The following is a 19,115-nucleotide window of genomic DNA, read 5'->3' on the forward strand; positions in this document are numbered from 1 at the left end:
GTCAGGCCTCGAGCGCGTCAGGACCCTGCTCGACGAGGATCTTGAACTGTGCGGCGTCGATGATCCGAAGCCCGAGCTCTTCGGCCTTCGTGAGCTTGGACCCTGCGCCGGGCCCGGCGGCGACGAAGTTGGTCTTCTTCGAGACGGATGACGCGGCTTTGCCGCCGGCGGCCATGATGGCCTCCTGGGCACCTTCGCGGGTGTACCCCTCGAGGGAGCCGGTCGCCACCACCGTCAGGCCGTCGAGCACACCACCGGCCGTTGCGGCCGCGCCTGGGCCGGGATGCCCCGGCGTCGCCCACTGCACCCCGGCATCCGTCCATCGCTGCACGATCTCCCGATGCCAGTCGACCTCGAACCACTCGCTGAGCGCTTCGGCGATGATGCCTCCGACCCCGTCGACCGCTGCCAGCTCCTCTGGCGAGGCACTGCGGATCGCGTCCAGTGAGCCGAACCACTGCGCGAGCGCACGTGCCGCGACCGGACCGACATGGCGGATGTTGAGCGCGACCAGCAGCCGCCACAGCTCCTTGGTCTTGGCCTTCTCCAACTCGGCGAGCAGCTTCACCGCCGCAGACGACGGCTGCGGTCCGTCGATGCCGGCCTTGCGTTCGTCGGAGGTCGGGTTGCGTCGGAACGGCCGCCGGGTCTTGACGACGCCGTCCTCGTCCTCTTTCGGCAACCCCGTCTCGGCATCGCGCACGACGACCGAAATCGGCACGAGTTCGTCGAGCGTCAGGTCGAACAGCCCCGCCTCGGTGTCGAGCGGCGCCACCGCTGGCGGCTCGGCCTGCGTGAGCGCGGCCGCGGTCACCTCGCCGAGCACTTCGATGTCGAGCGCACCGCGTGAGCCGATGTGCTCCACGCGGCCGCGTACCTGCGCGGGGCACGAGCGCGTGTTCGGGCAGCGCAGGTCGATGTCGCCCTCTTTCGCGGGCGCGAGCACGAATCCGCACTCCGGGCAGCGCTCGGGCATCACGAACTCGCGTTCGGTGCCATCGCGCCGCTCGACGACCGGGCCGAGCACCTCGGGAATCACGTCGCCCGCCTTGCGCAGCACGACGGTGTCGCCGATCAGCACACCCTTGGCCTTCACGACATCCTTGTTGTGCAGCGTCGCCTGCCGCACGACCGATCCTGCGACCCGCGCGGGTACCATCACCGCGAACGGCGTCGCTCGGCCGGTGCGCCCCACCGACACGACGATGTCGAGCAGCTTGGTCTGCACCTCTTCAGGCGGGTACTTGAACGCGATCGCCCAGCGCGGCGCACGACTGGTTTCGCCCAGTTCTGCGTGCAGCGCCAACTCGTCGACCTTCACGACGATGCCGTCGAGCTCGTGCTCCACGTCGTGGCGATGCTCGCCGAAAGACGCGACGAACTCCGCGACCTCGTCCAGCGAATGGCAGACCTTGGTGTGCGGGCTCATCGGCAGGCCCCAGCCGCCCAGCAGGTCGTAGATCTCGCTCTGGGTCGCCACCGGTGGGTTCGGCCACGCCCCGATGCCGTGTACGTACAGGGCCAGCGACTGGACCCGCAGCACCGCTGCCTCGTGCTCGAGCCCCGTCTTCTTGTCGAATTGCTGCCGCAGGCCGCCGCTGGCGGCATTGCGCGGGTTCGCGAACGACGGAAAACGTCTCGCCGCAGCCGTCTTGGCCTTCTCTTCGTCGAACGGCTTCTTGGCCGCACCGCCCCGCGCCGCCCATCGTGCGAGCGCGTCGTCGTAGGCGCGGTCGCGGAACGACGCCTGCGCCGCGTTGAGCCGCTCGAATGCTGCGACCGGGATGAAGACCTCGCCGCGCACCTCGACCAGCGCCGGATGACCGGTGCCGCTCAGCTTCGCCGGGATGCCGGCGACCCGCAGCGCGTTCTCGGTCACGATCTCGCCGACCCGACCGTCGCCGCGGGTGGCGGCCGAGGTGAGCACACCGTTCTCGTAACGCAGGTTGATCGCCAGGCCGTCGATCTTCAACTCGGTCAACCACGCGACATCCCGCCCCGCCGCCGCGTGGGTCTTGACCGCCCATTCGCGCAGTTCGTCGATCGAGAACACGTTGTCGAGGCTGAGCATCCGCTCAGCGTGTTCGATCGTGTCGAGCCCCGTCGTGTCGGCCGCTCCCACCATCTGCGTGGGTGAGTCCTGCCCCTGCAGCTCGGGATACAGCTGCTCGAGCGCTTCGAGCCGATGCATCCAGCCGTCGTAGGTCGCGTCATCCACCAGCGATGTGTCGCGCCCGTAGTACGCGTCTTTCGCCTCGAGGATGCGCGTGGTCAGCTCTTCGGCCTCGGTGCGAGCGTCGTCACGGGAGATGTTCTGCGGCACGAATCGAGTCTACGAGCGGGCACCGACATCCGTGGCGGCAGCGCGCGGCCGGGGCATCAGGCCTCGACGGGCACGGCCGACACCGTGCGGTCGATCGTGAACTGTCCGATCACCCGCGTGCCCTCATACAGCACCGCGGTCTGACCGGTCGCGACGCCGTCGAAGGGATGCCGCGGCCGCACCGTCATGGTTCCCTCGGCATAGACCGCCACGGCTGCGACCGGATCGGCGTGCGCGCGGATCTGCACCTCGCAGTCGAAAGTGCCCTCTGCCTGAGGGCGACCGGCCCACGAGAGGCGCTCCCCCACGATCTCGGCGGTCGCCAGCGCCTCTTTCGGACCGACGACGACGGTGTTCGAGACCGGCTTCACCTCGAGCACGAACCGCGGCTTGCCGTCAGCGGCGGGCACCCCCAGCTGCAGGCCCCGACGCTGACCCACGGTGTAGGCGTGTGCACCCTTGTGGGTGCCCACCACGGCTCCGCTGCGGTCGACGACGTCACCGTCGGCGGCGCCCAGCTTGTCGGCGAGCCACCCGCGCGTGTCGCCGTCGGGGATGAAGCAGATGTCGTAGCTGTCGGGCTTGCGCGCCACCGAGAATCCGCGACGCTCGGCCTCGGCGCGCACGATGTCTTTGGAGGGCGTGTCGCCCAGCGGGAAGTACGTGTGCGCGAGCTGCTCGGCGGTGAGCACTCCCAGCACGTAGGACTGGTCCTTCGCGGCATCGGAGGCGCGGTGCAGCTCGCGGCCCTGCGGCCCGTCGACGAGCTTGGCGTAGTGGCCGGTGCACACCGCGTCGTAGCCGAGCTCGATGCCGCGCTCGAGCAGCGCGGCGAACTTGATGTACTGGTTGCAGCGCATGCAGGGGTTGGGCGTGCGCCCGGCCTTGTACTCCGAGATGAAGTCGTCGACCACCCGCTCGTGGAACCGCTCCGAGAAGTCCCAGACGTAGAACGGGATTCCGAGTTTGTCGGCCACGCGGCGGGCATCCATCGCGTCTTCGATCGTGCAGCAACCGCGGCTGCCGGTGCGCAATGTGCCCCCGGCCCGTGAGAGCGCCAGATGCACGCCCACGACCTCGTGCCCCGCCTCGACCGCACGCGCTGCCGCGACCGCGGAATCCACACCACCGCTCATCGCCGCCAGAATACGCATGGGCTCCAGTCTACGAGCGACGCGCTGGACGTGCGCCGCGTGCCCGCTCGAGGCGCGCCCGACGGTGACGACCGACCCTGCTGTCAGTGCCGCGCGGCGGCGCGGGCGCGCTCGACCGCGACAGGAAGCGCTGCCAACGTCGCGTCGACGTCGGCATCGGTGCTCGTGCGACCCAGCGTGAAGCGCAGAACCTGGCGGGCCTCGGCATCCGTGCGCCCCATCGCCTTCACGACGTGCGACGGCTCAGGAGTGCCCGCCTGACAGGCCGACCCTGTGGACACGCACACACCCGCCTCGTCGAGCAGGAACAGCAGCGTCTCGCCCAGCGCTCCCGAGAACAGCACGTGCGCATTGCCGGGCAGGCGAACCTGCGGATCGCCGAGCAGCTGCGTCTCAGGCACGGTGTGCAGGATGCCGCGGACCAGTCGATCCCGCAGCCGCCGCAGCCGATCGGCCTCGCCCAGACGCTCGGCCTCGGCGAGCTCGGCTGCCACCGCGAAGGCCGCGGCGCCCGCCACGTCCTGGGTTCCCGGCCGCAGCGATCGCTGCTGGCCGCCGCCCTGCAGCAGCGGGGTCGGGGTCAGCGCGCGGGAGACCACCAGCGCCCCCACTCCGACCGGTCCCCCGATCTTGTGCGCCGACACGCTCAGCGCGCTCAGCCCCGACGCGCCACGCACGTCGCCGCGCCACGCACGGAACGACACCGCGACATGGCCGAGGGCGGCCACGGCGTCCACGTGCAGGGGCACACCTGCGGCCGCGGATGCCGCCGACAGCCCCGCCGCGTCGTTGACCGTGCCGACCTCGTTGTTGGCCGCCAGTGCCGTCGCGAAGGCGGCGCCGGGCAGTGCGGCCGTGAACGCATCGACCGGGATGCGCCCGCGAGCGTCGAGCGCGACCGGCCGCACCGCGGCGGTTTCGTGCACGCGCAGCCACTCGACCGTGTCGAGCGTCGCGTGATGCTCACCGTCTGGCAGGACGACGGCATCCCGGCCCTGCGGCCGCGCCCACCACATGCCCTTCAGCGCCGCGTTGATCGACTCGGTGCCGCCGGAGGTGAACACGACCTCGATCGGGTCGCACTCCAGCACGGCGGCGACGCGTTCACGCGACTCCTCGAGCAGGCGACGCGCGTCCTGCCCCGCCCGATGGATCGAGGAGGCATTGCCGACGCCGTCCGCTGCCTGCAGCCACGCGTCACGCGCCTCGGCGCGCATCGGCGTGGTCGCCGCGTGGTCCAGATAGATCGTCACCGTTCAACTTTCGCACGGCGGCACCCGACACGGCGCGCACGCGCAGCGCTCCGACCAGCAGTTCTCCCGATACGGCTTCAGTGTAGCTGAAGGATATGGCGGGACGCGCAATCCGCGGCAACCCGGCGGAACGCAGCCGGATCCCGCCCGACTCAGCCCAGGGTCACCTCGAACAGCAGCCCCAGCGCGTAGGTCACGGCGGCGGCCCCGAACCCGATCAGCAGCTGCCGCAGCGCGCGACGAAGCGGCGGTGCGCCCGAGAGCAGACCCACCATGGCACCGGTGCCCATGAGCGCGGCTCCCACCAGGATGAGCGCGATGAGGATCGCGACACTCCCCGAGAGCCCGAAGATCCACGGCAGCACGGGAATGATCGCACCCGACGCGAAGAACCCGAAGCTGAACAATGCTGCGCGCCAGGCCCCGCCGATGACCTCGTGCGCGTCGGGCACCGCGACCGGCCCGCTCTCGGCCGCGGCGGCGCCCGAGGTCCGCGAGCGGTGCAGCATACGCCGCGCACGCGTGAGTGCGTCTTCGGCGTCCATCCCGCGACTGCGGTAGACCAGTGCGAGCTCGTTCGCGTCGAGGTCGAGGTCCGGCAGCACACCCGCGTCGAGTTCGGCGGGCTCCGTGGCCTCGAGCAGCTCGCGCTGCGAACGCACCGACACGTATTCGCCGGCGCCCATCGACAGGGCACCGGCGAGCAGCCCCGCGATGCCGCTGAACAGCACGAAATGCGCACCGACACCGGTCGCGCCGATGCCCATCACGAGGGCGAGGTTGGAGACGAGTCCGTCGTTGGCGCCGAACACGGCCGCACGGAAACCGCCCGACAGGCGCCGACGGCCGCGGGCGGCAAGGCCGCGCACGACCTCTTCGTGCACCTTCTCGTCGGCGGCCATCGCCGCCGTCGCATGCGGGTCCTGATCGTACGGCGAGCGCCCCTCGGCGTTCTGAGCGAGGGCCAGCACGAAGATCGATCCGAAGTGCCGGGCCATCCAGCCCAGCATCCGCGTGCGCGTCGAGGCCGCTGGAACACTGCCGGGCTCCCCGCCGAGCAGGCCGAGCCAGTGCGCCTCGTGCCGGCCTTCGGCCTCGGCCAGCGCCTGCAGGATCGCACGCTCCTCTCCTGTCTTGCGCCCGGCCAGCTCCCGGTACACGCGCGCCTCCGCGCGTTCGTTCACGAGGTACTGCGCCCATCGGCGCCGGTCACGTGCGGTGGAATCGGGTCTCACGGTCACTCCTGGTCTCGACAACCTTTCGAGGCTATCCGCCAGGGAATGTCGAACCTCGCGGATCCGTGCGATTGCCAGCATTTCGGAGCTCCGAAGCCGCCACCGCACGGCAGGTCAGGAGTGCACGCGCCGGCGCAGCACCTCGATGCGCTTCTGCAGCTGAGCCACCGTGGCCTGCGCGACGGCCGGTCCCCCGCACACGCGGCGCAGCTCGGCATGCACCGATCCGTGCGGTTGCCCAGACTGGCGCGCGTACAGCCCGACCAGGCTGTTGAGCAGTTGGCGCTGTTCTTTCAGCGTCCGATGCAGCGCCTGCGGCACGGCATCCTGACCGTTCGCCTCGCCTGCCCCTGCCGGCTCGCGCGCCTCGCGCTCGTGACGGCGCCGGGTCTGGCGCGCCTGCCGCTGCATGAGCAGCTCGTGCACGGACTCCGGCTCGAGCAGTCCCGGGATGCCGAGGAACTCCTCTTCTTCGGGCGTGCCCGGTGTCGCGAGCTGCCCGAACTCCTTGCCGTCGTAGAGCACGCGGTCGAAATGGGCCAGCGAGCCCAGCGCCTGGTAGCTGAATTCCTCGGTGAGCGCGTCGGAGGCCTTCTCGTCGCGCTCGGCGGCGTCCATCAGATCTTCTTCGGCGTTCCACTCATCGTCCGAGCCCTCGCGGTCCAGGGCGTGGTCGCGTTGGCGCTCGAGCTCGCCCGCCAGCGCCAGCAGCTGCGGCACGTTCGGCAGGAAGACGCTCGCGGTCTCCCCGCGCCGCCGCGCACGGACGAACCGGCCGATGGCCTGGGCGAAGAACAGCGGAGTCGATGCGCTGGTCGCGTACACGCCCACCGACAGCCGCGGCACGTCGACCCCCTCGGACACCATGCGCACGGCCACCATCCACCGGCTCGTGTCTTTCGAGAACGACTCGATGCGGCTGGAGGCCTCGGCTTCGTCGGAGAGCACGACCGTCGGCGCCTCGCCGGTGACCTGCTGCAGGATCGTGGCATAGGCCCGCGCCGCGGTCTGGTCCGTGGCGATAACGAGCCCGCCGGCATCGGGGACCTGCTCGCGCACTTCGGTCAGTCGCCGGTCGGCGCTGCGCAGCACGGCGGGAATCCAGTCGCCCTCCGGGTCGAGGGCGGTGCGCCAGGCCTGCGCCGTGATGTCCTTCGTGTTGTCCTGGCCCAGCTGGGCTTCCATCTCGTCGCCGGTCTTGGTGCGCCAGCGCATCTGGCCGGCATAGACCATGAAGATAACGGGGCGCACGACGCCGTCTTCGAGTGCGCGCCGGTAGCCGTAGGCGTAGTCGCTGCGTGAGAGGCGGATGCCGTGCTCGTCGGGGTGGTACTCGACGAACGGAATGGGTGCGGTGTCGCTGCGGAACGGCGTGCCCGACAGTGACAGCCGCCGTGTGGCGCGCCGGTAGGCGTCACGCAGGGCGTCACCCCAGCTCAGCGCGTCGCCGCCGTGGTGCACTTCGTCGAGGATCACGAGGGTGCGTCTGTCGAGGATCAACCGCTCATGCACCGAGGATTTCACCGCGACCTGCGCATAGGTCACCGCGACGCCCTGGTACTGGCGGGACGGCGCCGCATGCCGGTTGGTGAAGGCCGGATCGAGCCGGATCGACGCGCGGGCCGCGGCATCCGCCCACTGCGTCTTCAGATGCTCGGTGGGGGCGACCACGACGATGCGGTCCACCACTGCGCGACGCAGCAGTTCGCTGGCCAGACGCAGCGCGAACGTGGTCTTGCCGGCACCGGGGGTCGCCGCCGCGAGAAAGTCGCGTGGTCCCTTGCCGACGCCGTCGGGACCATCGAGCGAGAAGTACAGATCGAGGGCCTCGGCCTGCCACGCACGCAGCCGCTGCGCGGTGCCCCACGGCGCGCGCTGCGGGTAGGTCGGCGAGAGATGTTCGGCGGCGAAGCTGCCCAATGAGGCCTGCTCCTCCACCCGATCTCCTTCCGTTGCACGACGACGTTCCAGCTTATGCGACACCTCCGACCCCACAGGCGAGCGGGTGCCGACACGATTAGTCTGGGATCCGGTCACGAACCGGAAGGATGCCGATGCCCGCTGCCGACGATCACCGCACACCGTTCATCGCCAATGCCCAGCCGCACCCGTGGCGTCGCTATGTCGCCCTGGGCGACTCGTTCACCGAGGGAGTGGGCGACCCGTCTCCCGGCGATCCGGACGTGTTCCGCGGCTGGGCCGACCGGGTCGCCGAAGTGCTCTCGGCTCAGGTCGACGACTTCGCGTACGCGAATCTCGCGGTGCGCGGCAAGCTCATCCGGCAGATCGTGGACGACCAGATCGAACCGGCGCTCGCGCTCAAGCCCGACCTCATCACGTTCTCCGCGGGGGGCAATGACGTCATCCGGCCGGGAAGTGACCCCGACGCCGTCGCCGAGCTGTTCCATGACGCCGTCGCGCGGCTGGCGAGCGGTGGGGCGACCGTGGTCGTGTTCACCGGCATCGACACCGACTTCACTCCGGTGTTCCGTTCGATCCGCGGCAAGGTCGCGATCTACAACGAGAACATCCGCACGATCGCCGATGAGTTCGACTGCATCGTGGCCGACCAGTGGTCGCTGAAGGTCGTGCAGGATCCGCGATTCTTCGCCGACGACCGTCTGCACTTCAACTCCCTCGGCCACCACGAGGTCGCCCGCATGGTGCTGCGCGCGCTGAACGTGCCGAACGAGCTGGAGCCGATGCAGCCCGATCCGCTGCCCGTGCGTCCCTGGCGCGAGGCACGCAGCGAAGACCTGGTGTGGGCGCGTGAGTTCCTCGTGCCCTGGGTGCTGCGGCGGTTGCGCCACCAGTCCTCCGGCGACCACGTCACGGCCAAACGGCCCGAGCCCCTGCCGGTGAAGACCCTCGCTCCGGGGAAGGATGCCGCAGCCCGCCGCGGCGATCAGGTCTGAGAGTGAGCGCTCCGGCACCGACCAGCGGTGATCATCGACCAGGCACCCTCCATCGGGTCTTCTCGTTCGGCACGCTACTGGACGAGAAGGTGCAGCGGCACGTGTTCGGGCGCACCCTGACGACGGAGCCGGATGCGTTGCTGGGCCACGAGTTCACCGACGTCGTCATCGACGACCCGGAGGTGGTCGCCGCCAGCGGCCTGGCCGTGCATCGCGGGCTCGCGCGCCGACGCGACAGCACCGTCGAAGGCGCCGTGCTCGCGCTCACCGATGCCGAACTGCGCCAGGCCGACGCCTACGAGGTGTCGGCGTATGCACGACGTCGAGTGCGCACCGCGCACCACCCGAATGCCTGGGCCTACCTCGACGCCCGGCCGTTGGCCGGCGCCGAGCGCATCGCCGTGGTCGGCGACTCGCTTACCTCCGGTCGCAGCGACCGCTCCTGCGGATGGGCGCCGATATTCGCAGCCGCCCATGCCGGCCACAACCCGGTGCGCAATCGCTTCTTCGACCTCACCGCGCCCGGGTCCACCGTCGACGAGGTCCTCCGTGCGGGACTGGTCCGTGCCCTCGACTGCTCCCCCGACACCGTGATCGTATCCGTCGGCGTCACCGAGCTGATCCGACATCCCGGTCACCCCGCTGCGACCGCAGGCGACGTGGTCGCCGGCCTCGAGAAGATCGCTGCCGCGATCGAGTCGCACGGCGCCCGCGTCGTCGTTCTCGGCCCGCTCCGGCACGACGAGCAGCAAGCCCGTGAAGCGCTCGGCGTCGACCTGCCGCGCGGATCCGTGCTCGAATTCGAACGCGTGCTGACGGCGTGGAGCGCACGCACCTACCGCGACCTCATCCCGATCGGCGCGGTTCTGGACCGACGGCCCGACCTGCTGCTCGACGGGCTGCACCCGACAGGTGACGGGCACGCTCTGCTCGCCCGGCACCTGCTGGGATCGGGCGCGATCGTCTCGTGAGCTCTGCGCGCGCTCACCGGGTCGCGTAGAACGCCACGGCCGATGCGGCGGCGACGTTCAGCGAGTCCACACCGCCGGTCATCGGGATCGTGACCCGCCGATCGAGCCGTCGATCGGCTCGGAGGGTGAGGCCGTGCCCCTCGGTGCCGAACACGAGCGCCAGCTTTCCGTGCTGCTCGGCGACCAGCTCGTCGAGCGAGATCGCGCCCTCGCCCAAGGTCATGCCCGCCACGACGAATCCTGCATCCCGCAGCTCGTCGATGCCGGCGGGCCAGGTCTCCAAGCGCGTCCACGGCACCTGGAACACCGTGCCCATCGACACGCGCACCGAGCGGCGGTACAGCGGGTCGGCGCAGCGCGGGGTGACCAGCACCGCGTCGACCCCGAGCGCCGCGGCAGAGCGGAAGGCCGCGCCCACGTTGGTGTGATCGACGACGTCTTCGAGCACCGCCACCCGCCGCGCCCCGGCCACCACGTCGGCGACCGGCGGCAGCTGCGGCCGGTGCATGGCGGCCAGCAGCCCCCGGTGCACGGCATAGCCGGTGACCTGCTCGGCCACCTCGGCAGGCACGAGGTACACGGGCACGTCGGTGTGCGAGACCAGCAGCTGCTCTGCCTCCGGCATCCACTTCTCCTGCAGCAGCACCGACCGCGGCTGATGGCCCACCGCCAGAGCCCGCACCAGCACCTTCGATGATTCGGCCATGTAGAGCCCACCGGCGGGTTCGAGCTTGCGGCGCAGCGCCACATCGGTGAGGTCGCGGTAATCGGCCAGTCGCGGGTCGTCGGGGTCAGAGAGCGGAATCACATGCACTCGTCCAGAATGCCGCGCCGCCTCGCGCCGCCCAAACGCACAGACTAGCCTGGGCGCGGGGAGAGGCACATGACACCGACGATCGACGACGCCGTCCGCACGCTGCGAGGGCGCCGCATCGCCGTGCTGACCGGAGCGGGCGTGTCCACCGACTCGGGCATCCCCGACTATCGCGGCGAGGGTGCACCGGTGCGCACGCCGATGACCGTGCAGCAGTTCCTCGCCGGCGACCAGGCCCGACGCCGTTACTGGGTGGGCAGCCATCTGGGTTGGCTGCGCTTCGCGTCCACCCTGCCGAACGAGGGCCACCGGGCCCTCGCGCGCCTCGAACGCGACGGCATCTCGAACGGCGTGACGACGCAGAACGTCGACGGCCTGCACCTGCAAGCGGGATCAGGCCGCGTCGTCGAACTGCACGGCACCTCGCGTCGGGCCGTGTGCCTGCATTGCGGGCAGGTGTTCGACCGTCGTGACCTCGCGGTGCGCATCGACGCCGAAAATCCGTGGCTCGTCGCCTCGCCCGACGCCGTGCTGCTGCCCGACGGCGATGTGCGCCCCGACTCCGTCGACGGTTTCGTGCTGCCGACCTGCACCGTGTGCGGGGGGATGCTGAAGCCCGACGTGGTCTTCTTCGGCGAGGTGGTGCCGGTGGCGCGGTTCGCCGGCGCCGAACAGATGCTGGCGGCCGCAGACGCCCTGCTGGTGGCGGGGTCCTCGCTGGTCGTGAACTCGGGAATGCGGCTGGTGCAGCGCGCCGAGCGCCGCGGCCTGCCGATCGTGATCGTCAATCGCGGTCAGACCCGGGCCGACGCCCGCGCCGACGTGAAGATCGACGCCGGCACCAGCGAGGTCCTCGCCGAGCTCGCCGAGCGGCTGAAAGCCCGGGCTTGACAGGCTCTGCCTCGGGGACCGTGCGCACAGGGACCTCTGCGCCGGCGCCGATAGGCTGAAACCGTGACCACTCTCATCTTCGTGCGCCACGGCCAGACCGATTGGAACCTGACCCGTCGCGTGCAGGGATCCACCGACATCCCCCTCAACGACACCGGTCGGCGTCAGGCGCGCGAGGCCGCCGCAGATCTGCGCGCGCAGCTCGACGGCCCCGTCGCGCTCGTGTCCAGCGATCTCTCGCGGGCACGTGAGACCGCCGAGATCATCGCCGCCGAGCTCGGGCTCGATGCGCCGCGGCTCTACCCGCAGCTGCAGGAGCGCGCATATGGCGCCGCCGAGGGCAAGAACGACCAGGAGTTCGAGACCCTGTGGGGCCCATGGGCCACAGCCCAGGTCCCCGGCGCCGAGACCCACGACCAGCTGCGCCGCCGCGCCCTCGCGGGGGTGCGCCAGGTCGTGCGCGACGTGCGTCGCGCCACCGCGCCGGCCGTGGCATCCGTCATCGTCGTCTCGCACGGTGGGGTGATCCGCGAGCTCGTGCGCCACGCGACGAACGGCGACCTGCCGCTTCCCGGCACGACCCTGCCCAACGGCGGCGGCTACACCATGTTGTACGAACGCGAGCGGCTGCGTCTGGTGGATGCCGTGCGCCACGCCGACTTCTCCCCTGTCGCGCGCTGAACGGGGCGAGGACACTCCGAGGCACCTACGCCGCGAAGATCTCAGTCTCGGGCGGGCATCACCGGGAACGGCCTCACGCGCGGGAGAGCACCGCGCGCGCGTGCCGCAACACCGGCTCGTCGACCATCCGACCGTCGAACGCGAACACTCCGCGCTCTGCCTCGGCCGCAGCCAGCACCGCCCTCGCCCAGGCGACCGTCTTCGCGTCGGGGCGGTACGCGCCGCGGATAGCCGCGACCTGCGAGGGGTGGATGCACGCCGTCGCGGCGAACCCGCTGGCCGCGGCATCCCGCGCTTCGCGCCCCAGCCCGCCGAGGTCGGGGATGTCCAGGTGCACGGCATCGATCGCCGCTTTCGCGCAGGCACCCGCGGCGACGAGCACCCGCGAACGGGCATACCGGGCGACCTCCCGATAGCGGCCGTTCTTCTTGCGGCTGGACGTGCCGCCGAGTGACGCGACCAGGTCTTCGGCGCCCCACATCAGCGCCACGACGTTCTCGAGGGCGGCGATCTTTCCCGCGGCCTCCACACCGCGCGCGGTCTCGCACAGCGCGATCACGCGCAGCCGACGGTCCAGGCGCCCGATCTTCTTCGCCGATTCGGCCTTGGCCACCATGATCGTGCGGTAATCGGTCTGCAGCACGGTGGAGAGGTCGGATGCCTCGTGCTCGCCGCCGAGCTCGTTGATGCGCACGATCGTGCGAGCCGGATCCAGCCCCGACTCGATCACCGCGCCGCGGGCGGCGACCTTCGCATCGGCCGAGACGGCATCCTCGAGATCGAGGATCACCGCGTCGGCCCGCTCGGCGGCCTTCGTGAACCGCTCGGGTCGGTCGGCCGGGCAGAACAGCAGCGCCGGCCCCATCATGAACGTCATGAGCGGGTCTCTTCTCCCTCGGGCAGGCACCACATCAGCGCGACGCGGGTCGCGGTGGCCACGATCGTGCCGTCCTGGTTGCGGCCGGTGTGGGTCATGGTCACCAGTCCCTGGCCGGGGCGCGACTTCGACAGCCGTTTGGCCACGATCTCGGTCTCGCCGTAGAGGGTGTCGCCGGCGAACAGCGGGTGGGCGAAGGAGATGTCCGACAGTCCCAGCTGGGCCACGAGCGTCCCCTGCGTGATGGGGCCCACCGACATGCCGACGATCGTGGCCAGCGTCCACATCGAGTTCATCAGCGGCTTGCCGAACGGCTGCGTGGCCGCATAGGCGGCATCCACGTGCAGCGCCTGCTCGTTCATCGTCAGCGCCGAGAACAGCGTGTTGTCGGCCTGCGTGATCGTGCGGCCCGGGCGGTGCAGGTAGTGCGCGCCCAGCTCGCATTCCTCGTAATACAGGCCGCGCTGCACGATCTCGGTCATGCCGCCCACGCTACGCCAGCCCCAGCGCCCGGGCGATGACCAGAAGCTGCACCTCCGTGGTGCCTTCGCCGACCTCGAGGATCTTCGAGTCGCGGTAGTGACGCGCCACCGGGTATTCGTTCATGAACCCGTTGCCGCCGAACACCTGGGTGGCATCACGGGCATTGTCCATCGCCGCGTCGCTGGCGACCATCTTGGCGATGGCCGCCTCGGTCTTGAATGGCTTTCCGGCGTCGCGCAGCCGTGCCGCATGGTGCCAGGCCAGGCGTGCGGTGTGCACGCGCGCGTGCATGCGCGCGATCATGAACTGCATCGCCTGCTTGCTCGCCAGCGGCTGGCCGAACACCATGCGCGTGTGCACGTAGTCGGCTGCGGCATCCACACAGCCTTCTGCGGCGCCCGTGGCCAACGCGGCGATCGCGATGCGCCCCTCGTCGAGGATGTGCAGGAAGTTCGCGAACCCGCGCCCCTGCTCGCCGAGCAGGTTGCCCTCGGGCACGCGTGCGTCGGCGAAGGTCAGCGGGTGCGTGTCGGAGGCATGCCAGCCCACCTTGTCGTAGGCGGGCTCGACGGTGAAGCCCGCAGTGCCGTTGGGGACGATGATCGTCGAGATCTCCTTGCGCCCGTCCTTCTCACCGGTGACCGCGGTCACCGTCACGAAGCGGGTGATGCCGGTGCCGGAGTTCGTGATGAACTGCTTGGCGCCGTTGATGACCCACTCGCCACCGTCCAGGCGCGCCGTGGTGCGGGTGGCACCGGCATCCGACCCCGCGTCGGGCTCGGTCAGACCGAAGCCGGCCAGCGCGCGGCCGGCCAGCAGATCGGGCAGGTACTCCTGCTTCTGCTCCTCGGTGCCGAAGCGGAAGACCGGACTCGCTCCCAGGCTCACGCCCGCCTCGAGGGTGATGGCCAGGGACTGGTCCACCCGTCCGATGGCCTCGATCGCCAGGCACAGCGCGAAGTAGTCGCCGCCCTGTCCCCCGTACTGCTCCGGGAAGGGCAGGCCGAACAGCCCCATCTCGCCCATCTGCGCCACCACGTCCAGCGGCAGGGTGTGGGTGCGATCGGCTTCGTAGGCGATCGGTGCGATGACGGTGTCGGCGAACTCGCGCACGAGTCCGGCGAGCTCGCGCTCGTCGTCGGTGACGTCATACGTGGTGTAGGTGTCCATGGTGTCCTCTGAATGGAGATCGGTCAGGGTTGTGTGTCGTTTCGGTGTGCGCGGTCATGCGCCATCGGGTCCGGCGACTGCGGTGCGGCGGCGGGCTCGGTGACGTCGTCGGATTCAGGGTCGACCCGGGCGAGCACCTGGTCGCGCCGCACCTGGTCGCCCAGCGCGGTCGACAAGGTGACCACTCCGTCGTGCGGCGCGGTCACGGGGTGTTCCATCTTCATCGCCTCGATCGTGACGATCTTGGTGCCGGCGGCGACCCGCTCGCCGGAGCCGACGTGCACGGCGACCACGGCCCCGGGCATGGGGGCGCGCAGCTCGGGGTCGGCAGCGCCCGCCTCGCGCTCGCGCAGCGCCCGGCGGCGGGCGGCGGCGGCACGGCGCGTGAGCGGCGTCAGCGCGGTGGTCACCCCGTCGGCATGCACCCAGACGGTGCCGTCGGGCGCGGTCGCGGTGACAGCCGTGCCCGCGGCCGCGCCCGCACGACCGCGGCGCTCGCCCGAGGCGTGCACGATCTCGCCGCCCTGGGTCACGAACTCCTGCCCGGCGGGGGCGGCGGGCTGGCCCAGCCGCCATCCCGACCGCGACAGCCACAGGGGTGAGGCGTGAGCGTGGGATGCCGCATCCTCGCGCGATGCGACCGCCGCAGCCGCGGCATCCAGCGCGTCCGCCGAGGGAGCAGGGTCTTCGAACGGCGGCATGCGATCGATGAGGCCGGTGTCCATGGACCCGGCCTGCACGGCGGGATCGCTGAGGAGTGTGCGGAGGAAGTCGATGTTCGCGTCCACACCGAACAGCACGGTGTCGGCCAGCGCGGCATCCAGAGCCGCGAGGGCGCTCGCGCGATCGTCGGCGTGGGCGATGACCTTCGCGATCATCGGGTCGTAGTCGGCGGTGACGACGCTGCCGGTGCTCACCGCGGCATCCGTGCGCACATCCTGCGAGGCCTGCCACAGCTGCACGTCGCCGGTGGCAGGCAAGAATCCGCGCGACGGGCTCTCGGCATACACGCGTGCTTCGACGGCATGTCCTTGCGGCACGATCTCGCCCAGAGCGAGGGGCTCTCCTGCGGCGATGCGCAGCTGCTGCTCGACCAGGTCGATGCCGGTGACCAGCTCGGTGACCGGGTGCTCCACCTGCAGCCGCGTGTTCATCTCCATGAAGAAGAACTCGTCGGGGCGGGCGGCCGACACGATGAACTCGACGGTGCCGGCACCGGTGTAGTCGACGGATGCCGCCGCCGCGCACGCGGCATCACCCAGGCGGGCGCGGGTGGCCGCATCGATGATCGGCGACGGCGCCTCTTCGATGACCTTCTGGTGTCGGCGCTGCAGGGTGCACTCGCGCTCGCCCAGGTGCACGACGGTGCCGTGCGCGTCGCCGAGCACCTGCACCTCGATGTGCCGCGGCGTCTGGATGAGGCGCTCGAACAGCAGCGTGTCGTCGCCGAACGCGGCCTTGGCCACGCGTCGCGCGGTCGCGACGGCGTCGGGCAGCTCAGACAGGTGGTGCACTTCTTGCATGCCCTTGCCGCCGCCGCCCGCGGACGGCTTGATCAGCAGCGGCAGACCGGCCTCGGCCGCCGCGTGCGCGATCTCGGCGTCGGTCATGCCCGCCGCGCTGAAGCCGGGGACGATCGGCACGCCGGAGGCGGCGACGTGGTCACGGGCGCGGATCTTGTCGGCCATGACATCCAGTGCGCGCTCCCCCGGCCCGATGAACACGATCCCTGCCGCGGCGCACGCGCGCCCGAAGGCCGGGTTCTCCGACAAGAAGCCGTAGCCCGGGTGTATCGCCTGCGCGCCGGTGGAGGTGGCCGCAGCGATCACCGCATCGATGTCGAGGTATGAGTGGGCGGCTTCGGCCGGGCCGATGCGCACCGCCTCGTCGGCTTCGTGCACGTGCGGAGCGTCGGCGTCGGCGTCGCTGTAGACGGCGACGGAGCGGATGTCGAGCCGTCGCAGGGTGCGGATGACCCGGCGGGCGATCTCGCCGCGGTTGGCGATGAGGACTTTGTCGAACACGGGCATGGTCACCATCACATCCGAAAGACGCCGAAGCGAGGCTCCGGCAGAGGGGTACGGGCGACGACGTCGAGCGCGAGGCCGAGCAGGTCGCGGGTGTGGGCGGGGTCGACGATGCCGTCGTCCCACAGCCGCGCCGTGGCGTAGAACGGGTTGCCCTGCTGCTCGTACTGATTGCGGATCGGGGCTTCGAACGCGGCCTGGTCCGCGGCATCCCACTGCTCGCCGCGAGCCTCGTACTGATCGCGCTTGACGGTGGAGAGCACGGAGGCCGCCTGCGGGCCGCCCATCACCGAGATGCGGCTGGCAGGCCATGTCCACAAGAAGCGCGGCGAATAGGCCCGACCGCACATGGAGTAGTTGCCCGCGCCGAACGAGCCGCCGATGACGACGGTCAGCTTGGGCACGCGCGTGGTGGCCACCGCGGTGACCATCTTGGCGCCGTCCTTGGCGATGCCGCCGGCTTCGGCATCCTTGCCGACCATGAAGCCGGAGATGTTCTGCAGGAACAGCAGCGGGATGCCGCGCTGGTCGCACAGCTCGATGAAGTGGGCGCCCTTCAGCGCCGACTCGCTGAACAGCACGCCGTTGTTGGCGACGATGCCCACCGGGTGTCCGTGGATGTGCGCGAACCCGGTGACCAGCGTCGTGCCGTACTCGCTTTTGAACTCGTGCAGCTCACTGCCGTCGACCAGGCGTGCGATCACCTCGCGCACGTCGTACGGCTGGTTCACATCCACCGGCACGACGTCGTACAGCTGCGCCGGATCGGCCACCGGCGCGCGCGTCGGCAGCACCTCCCATGCGGGCTCGGGCGGCGGCGGCAGGGTCGCCACGATGTCGCGCACGATCTCCAGCGCGTGCTCGTCATCGTCGGCGAGGTGGTCGACCACTCCCGAACGGCGGGCGTGCAGCTCTCCCCCGCCCAGTTCTTCGGCCGTGACGATCTCGCCGATCGCGGCCTTGACCAGGGGCGGCCCGCCCAAGAAGATCGTGCCCTGATTGCGCACGATCACTGTCTCGTCGCTCATCGCGGGAACGTACGCACCGCCGGCCGTGCACGAGCCAAGCACCGCGGCGATCTGCGGGATCCGCTCGGCGGACAGCCGCGCTTGGTTGAAGAAGATCCGACCGAAGTGGTCGCGGTCGGGGAACACCTCGTCCTGCATCGGCAGGAAGGCACCACCGGAGTCGACGAGATAGATGCAGGGCAGCCGGTTCTCGAGCGCGACCTCCTGCGCACGCAGGTGCTTCTTGACCGTCATCGGAAAGTACGTGCCGCCCTTGACGGTCGCGTCGTTGCAGACGACCATGACCTGTCGCCCGTGCACGAGGCCGATCCCGGCGATCACGCCGGCGGCGGGCGCCTGCCCGTCGTAGAGTCCCTCTGCTGCCAGCGGTGCCAGCTCGATGAACGGGCTGTCCTCATCGAGAAGCCGCGTGACGCGATCGCGCGGCAGCAGCTTGCCGCGCGCGAGATGGCGTTGGCGCGACCGCTCGGGTCCGCCCAGCGCCACCGCCGCCAGGCGCTCGCGCAGCGCAGCGGCCAATGCGGCTTGCGTCACCGGGTCCGCCGGCATCGCATCGGTGGCAAGGTTGCTCATCGCGCCTCTCCCGTCCCCTGCACAGGACTGTTAGTCTTCATTAACTGGGATTCCAGGTTAGCGAGGATTAACTGAGATGGCAACGGCGACGACAGATCGCATGCGCGCGAAGTCCGACCGGCGCGCGGCGATCGTGCGCGAGGCGGCGCGCCTGTTCGCCGCCCGCGGATTCGCCGGGGTCAGCCTCGAAGACATCGGTGCGGCCGTCGGCGTCAGCGGACCGGCCGTCTATCGGCACTTCGCCGGCAAGCAGGCGCTGCTGGCGGCGATCCTCGTCGAAGTCAGCGAACGGCTGCGCGACGGAGGGGCTGCGGTCCTGGACGAGCAGCAGGATGCCGCGGCCCGCCTGGACGCGCTGATCCGGTTCCACGTCGACTTCGCCCTGGCCGACGCCGACGTCATCCGCGTGCAGGATCGTGATCTCGAGAGCCTGGCCGACTCCGATCGCAATCGGGTTCGACGCCTGCAGCGCGAATACGTCGAGATCTGGGTCGGCGTGCTGCGCGGCATCCACCCCTCCCGCCACGACGCGGACCTGCGCGTGCGCGCCCACGCCGTGTTCGGGCTGATCAACTCGACACCGCACAGCGTGCGCGGCCTGCGCACGGCCCCGTCCGAACAGGCAGTGCGCGCGATCCTCGCTCAGCAGGCCCACGCCGCCCTCACGGCCTGACGGCCGCCCGGCGACCCGCTGCCGCCCGCGTACGCGCCGGCCCAGCC

General features: G+C 70.6%; 16 protein-coding genes. 5 read left to right on the forward strand and 11 right to left on the reverse strand.

The window, feature by feature from the left end:
- Position 1: 1 nt before the first annotated feature.
- The 5 genes from ligA to QU603_RS09170 form a co-directional block, all read right to left on the reverse strand.
- On the reverse strand, positions 2 to 2,323 hold the full coding sequence (gene ligA, locus QU603_RS09150; protein ID WP_308491082.1) for an NAD-dependent DNA ligase LigA: 2,322 nt from the start codon (positions 2,321 to 2,323) through the stop codon (positions 2 to 4).
- 56 nt (positions 2,324 to 2,379) lie between these two features.
- The gene (gene mnmA / locus QU603_RS09155; protein WP_308491083.1) at positions 2,380 to 3,477 is read right to left on the reverse strand and encodes a tRNA 2-thiouridine(34) synthase MnmA; all 1,098 of its coding nucleotides are present in this window, start codon (positions 3,475 to 3,477) and stop codon (positions 2,380 to 2,382) included.
- Between the two features lie 83 nt (positions 3,478 to 3,560).
- Positions 3,561 to 4,730, reverse strand: a complete 1,170-nt coding sequence (locus tag QU603_RS09160) for a cysteine desulfurase family protein (RefSeq protein ID WP_308491084.1) — start codon at positions 4,728 to 4,730, stop codon at positions 3,561 to 3,563.
- Between the two features lie 152 nt (positions 4,731 to 4,882).
- A complete protein-coding gene (locus QU603_RS09165) occupies positions 4,883 to 5,971 on the reverse strand; it encodes a VIT1/CCC1 transporter family protein (RefSeq protein WP_308491085.1) in 1,089 nt (362 codons plus the stop codon).
- Positions 5,972 to 6,079: 108 nt separating this feature from the next.
- Entirely contained in the window at positions 6,080 to 7,903 is a 1,824-nt protein-coding gene (locus QU603_RS09170; RefSeq protein WP_308491086.1) for a DEAD/DEAH box helicase, read from the reverse strand.
- 116 nt (positions 7,904 to 8,019) lie between these two features.
- On the opposite strand from QU603_RS09170, the gene QU603_RS09175 reads away from it, so the two are divergent.
- Positions 8,020 to 8,880 (forward strand): SGNH/GDSL hydrolase family protein, encoded by an 861-nt coding sequence (locus tag QU603_RS09175; RefSeq protein ID WP_308491087.1) that lies wholly within the window; start codon positions 8,020 to 8,022, stop codon positions 8,878 to 8,880.
- A gap of 2 nt (positions 8,881 to 8,882) precedes the next feature.
- On the forward strand, positions 8,883 to 9,851 hold the full coding sequence (locus QU603_RS09180; RefSeq protein WP_308491088.1) for a GDSL-type esterase/lipase family protein: 969 nt from the start codon (positions 8,883 to 8,885) through the stop codon (positions 9,849 to 9,851).
- 13 nt (positions 9,852 to 9,864) lie between these two features.
- Here the strand turns inward: QU603_RS09180 and QU603_RS09185 are convergent, their stop codons facing one another.
- On the reverse strand, positions 9,865 to 10,665 hold the full coding sequence (locus QU603_RS09185; RefSeq protein WP_308491089.1) for a TrmH family RNA methyltransferase: 801 nt from the start codon (positions 10,663 to 10,665) through the stop codon (positions 9,865 to 9,867).
- A 69-nt stretch (positions 10,666 to 10,734) separates the two neighbouring features.
- Here QU603_RS09185 and QU603_RS09190 point away from each other — a divergent pair, with 69 nt between their 5' ends.
- Positions 10,735 to 11,556, forward strand: a complete 822-nt coding sequence (locus QU603_RS09190) for a Sir2 family NAD-dependent protein deacetylase (protein WP_308491090.1) — start codon at positions 10,735 to 10,737, stop codon at positions 11,554 to 11,556.
- Between the two features lie 63 nt (positions 11,557 to 11,619).
- Positions 11,620 to 12,237 (forward strand): histidine phosphatase family protein, encoded by a 618-nt coding sequence (locus tag QU603_RS09195; protein ID WP_308491091.1) that lies wholly within the window; start codon positions 11,620 to 11,622, stop codon positions 12,235 to 12,237.
- Positions 12,238 to 12,310: 73 nt separating this feature from the next.
- On the opposite strand, the gene QU603_RS09200 is transcribed toward QU603_RS09195, so the two are convergent.
- The 5 genes from QU603_RS09200 to QU603_RS09220 are packed head-to-tail and all read right to left on the reverse strand — an operon-like array spanning position 12,311 to position 18,395.
- Positions 12,311 to 13,114 carry an HpcH/HpaI aldolase/citrate lyase family protein gene (locus QU603_RS09200; protein ID WP_308491092.1) on the reverse strand — a complete coding sequence of 268 codons (804 nt, stop codon included), beginning with the start codon at positions 13,112 to 13,114 and terminating at the stop codon, positions 12,311 to 12,313.
- Positions 13,111 to 13,596, reverse strand: coding sequence for a MaoC family dehydratase (locus QU603_RS09205; RefSeq protein ID WP_308491093.1), 486 nt, complete (start codon positions 13,594 to 13,596; stop codon positions 13,111 to 13,113). The genes QU603_RS09200 and QU603_RS09205 overlap by 4 nt, the downstream gene beginning before the upstream one ends.
- Before the next feature lie 10 nt (positions 13,597 to 13,606).
- On the reverse strand, positions 13,607 to 14,767 hold the full coding sequence (locus QU603_RS09210; protein WP_308491094.1) for an acyl-CoA dehydrogenase family protein: 1,161 nt from the start codon (positions 14,765 to 14,767) through the stop codon (positions 13,607 to 13,609).
- A 23-nt stretch (positions 14,768 to 14,790) separates the two neighbouring features.
- On the reverse strand, positions 14,791 to 16,797 hold the full coding sequence (locus QU603_RS09215; RefSeq protein ID WP_308493988.1) for an acetyl/propionyl/methylcrotonyl-CoA carboxylase subunit alpha: 2,007 nt from the start codon (positions 16,795 to 16,797) through the stop codon (positions 14,791 to 14,793).
- Between the two features lie 8 nt (positions 16,798 to 16,805).
- On the reverse strand, positions 16,806 to 18,395 hold the full coding sequence (locus QU603_RS09220; RefSeq protein ID WP_370655293.1) for a carboxyl transferase domain-containing protein: 1,590 nt from the start codon (positions 18,393 to 18,395) through the stop codon (positions 16,806 to 16,808).
- Between the two features lie 76 nt (positions 18,396 to 18,471).
- Between QU603_RS09220 and QU603_RS09225 the strand changes: the two genes are divergently transcribed.
- Positions 18,472 to 19,068 (forward strand): SACE_7040 family transcriptional regulator, encoded by a 597-nt coding sequence (locus QU603_RS09225; protein ID WP_308491095.1) that lies wholly within the window; start codon positions 18,472 to 18,474, stop codon positions 19,066 to 19,068.
- Positions 19,069 to 19,115 lie beyond the last annotated feature (47 nt).

The organism is Microbacterium terrisoli, from assembly GCF_030866805.1.
Taxonomy (GTDB): Bacteria; Actinomycetota; Actinomycetes; order Actinomycetales; family Microbacteriaceae; genus Microbacterium; species Microbacterium terrisoli.

Excerpts from the sequence above, each read along its gene's own strand:
- QU603_RS09205 (WP_308491093.1), bottom strand. The coding sequence starts at position 13,596 with ATGACCGAGATCGTGCAGCGCGGCCTGTATTACGAGGAATGCGAGCTG.
- QU603_RS09200 (WP_308491092.1), bottom strand. The coding sequence starts at position 13,114 with ATGACGTTCATGATGGGGCCGGCGCTGCTGTTCTGCCCGGCCGACCGA.
- QU603_RS09215 (WP_308493988.1), bottom strand. The coding sequence starts at position 16,797 with ATGCCCGTGTTCGACAAAGTCCTCATCGCCAACCGCGGCGAGATCGCC.
- QU603_RS09175 (WP_308491087.1), top strand. The coding sequence starts at position 8,020 with ATGCCCGCTGCCGACGATCACCGCACACCGTTCATCGCCAATGCCCAG.
- QU603_RS09225 (WP_308491095.1), top strand. The coding sequence starts at position 18,472 with ATGGCAACGGCGACGACAGATCGCATGCGCGCGAAGTCCGACCGGCGC.
- QU603_RS09190 (WP_308491090.1), top strand. The coding sequence starts at position 10,735 with ATGACACCGACGATCGACGACGCCGTCCGCACGCTGCGAGGGCGCCGC.
- QU603_RS09210 (WP_308491094.1), bottom strand. The coding sequence starts at position 14,767 with ATGGACACCTACACCACGTATGACGTCACCGACGACGAGCGCGAGCTC.
- QU603_RS09220 (WP_370655293.1), bottom strand. The coding sequence starts at position 18,395 with ATGAGCAACCTTGCCACCGATGCGATGCCGGCGGACCCGGTGACGCAA.
- mnmA (WP_308491083.1), bottom strand. The coding sequence starts at position 3,477 with ATGCGTATTCTGGCGGCGATGAGCGGTGGTGTGGATTCCGCGGTCGCG.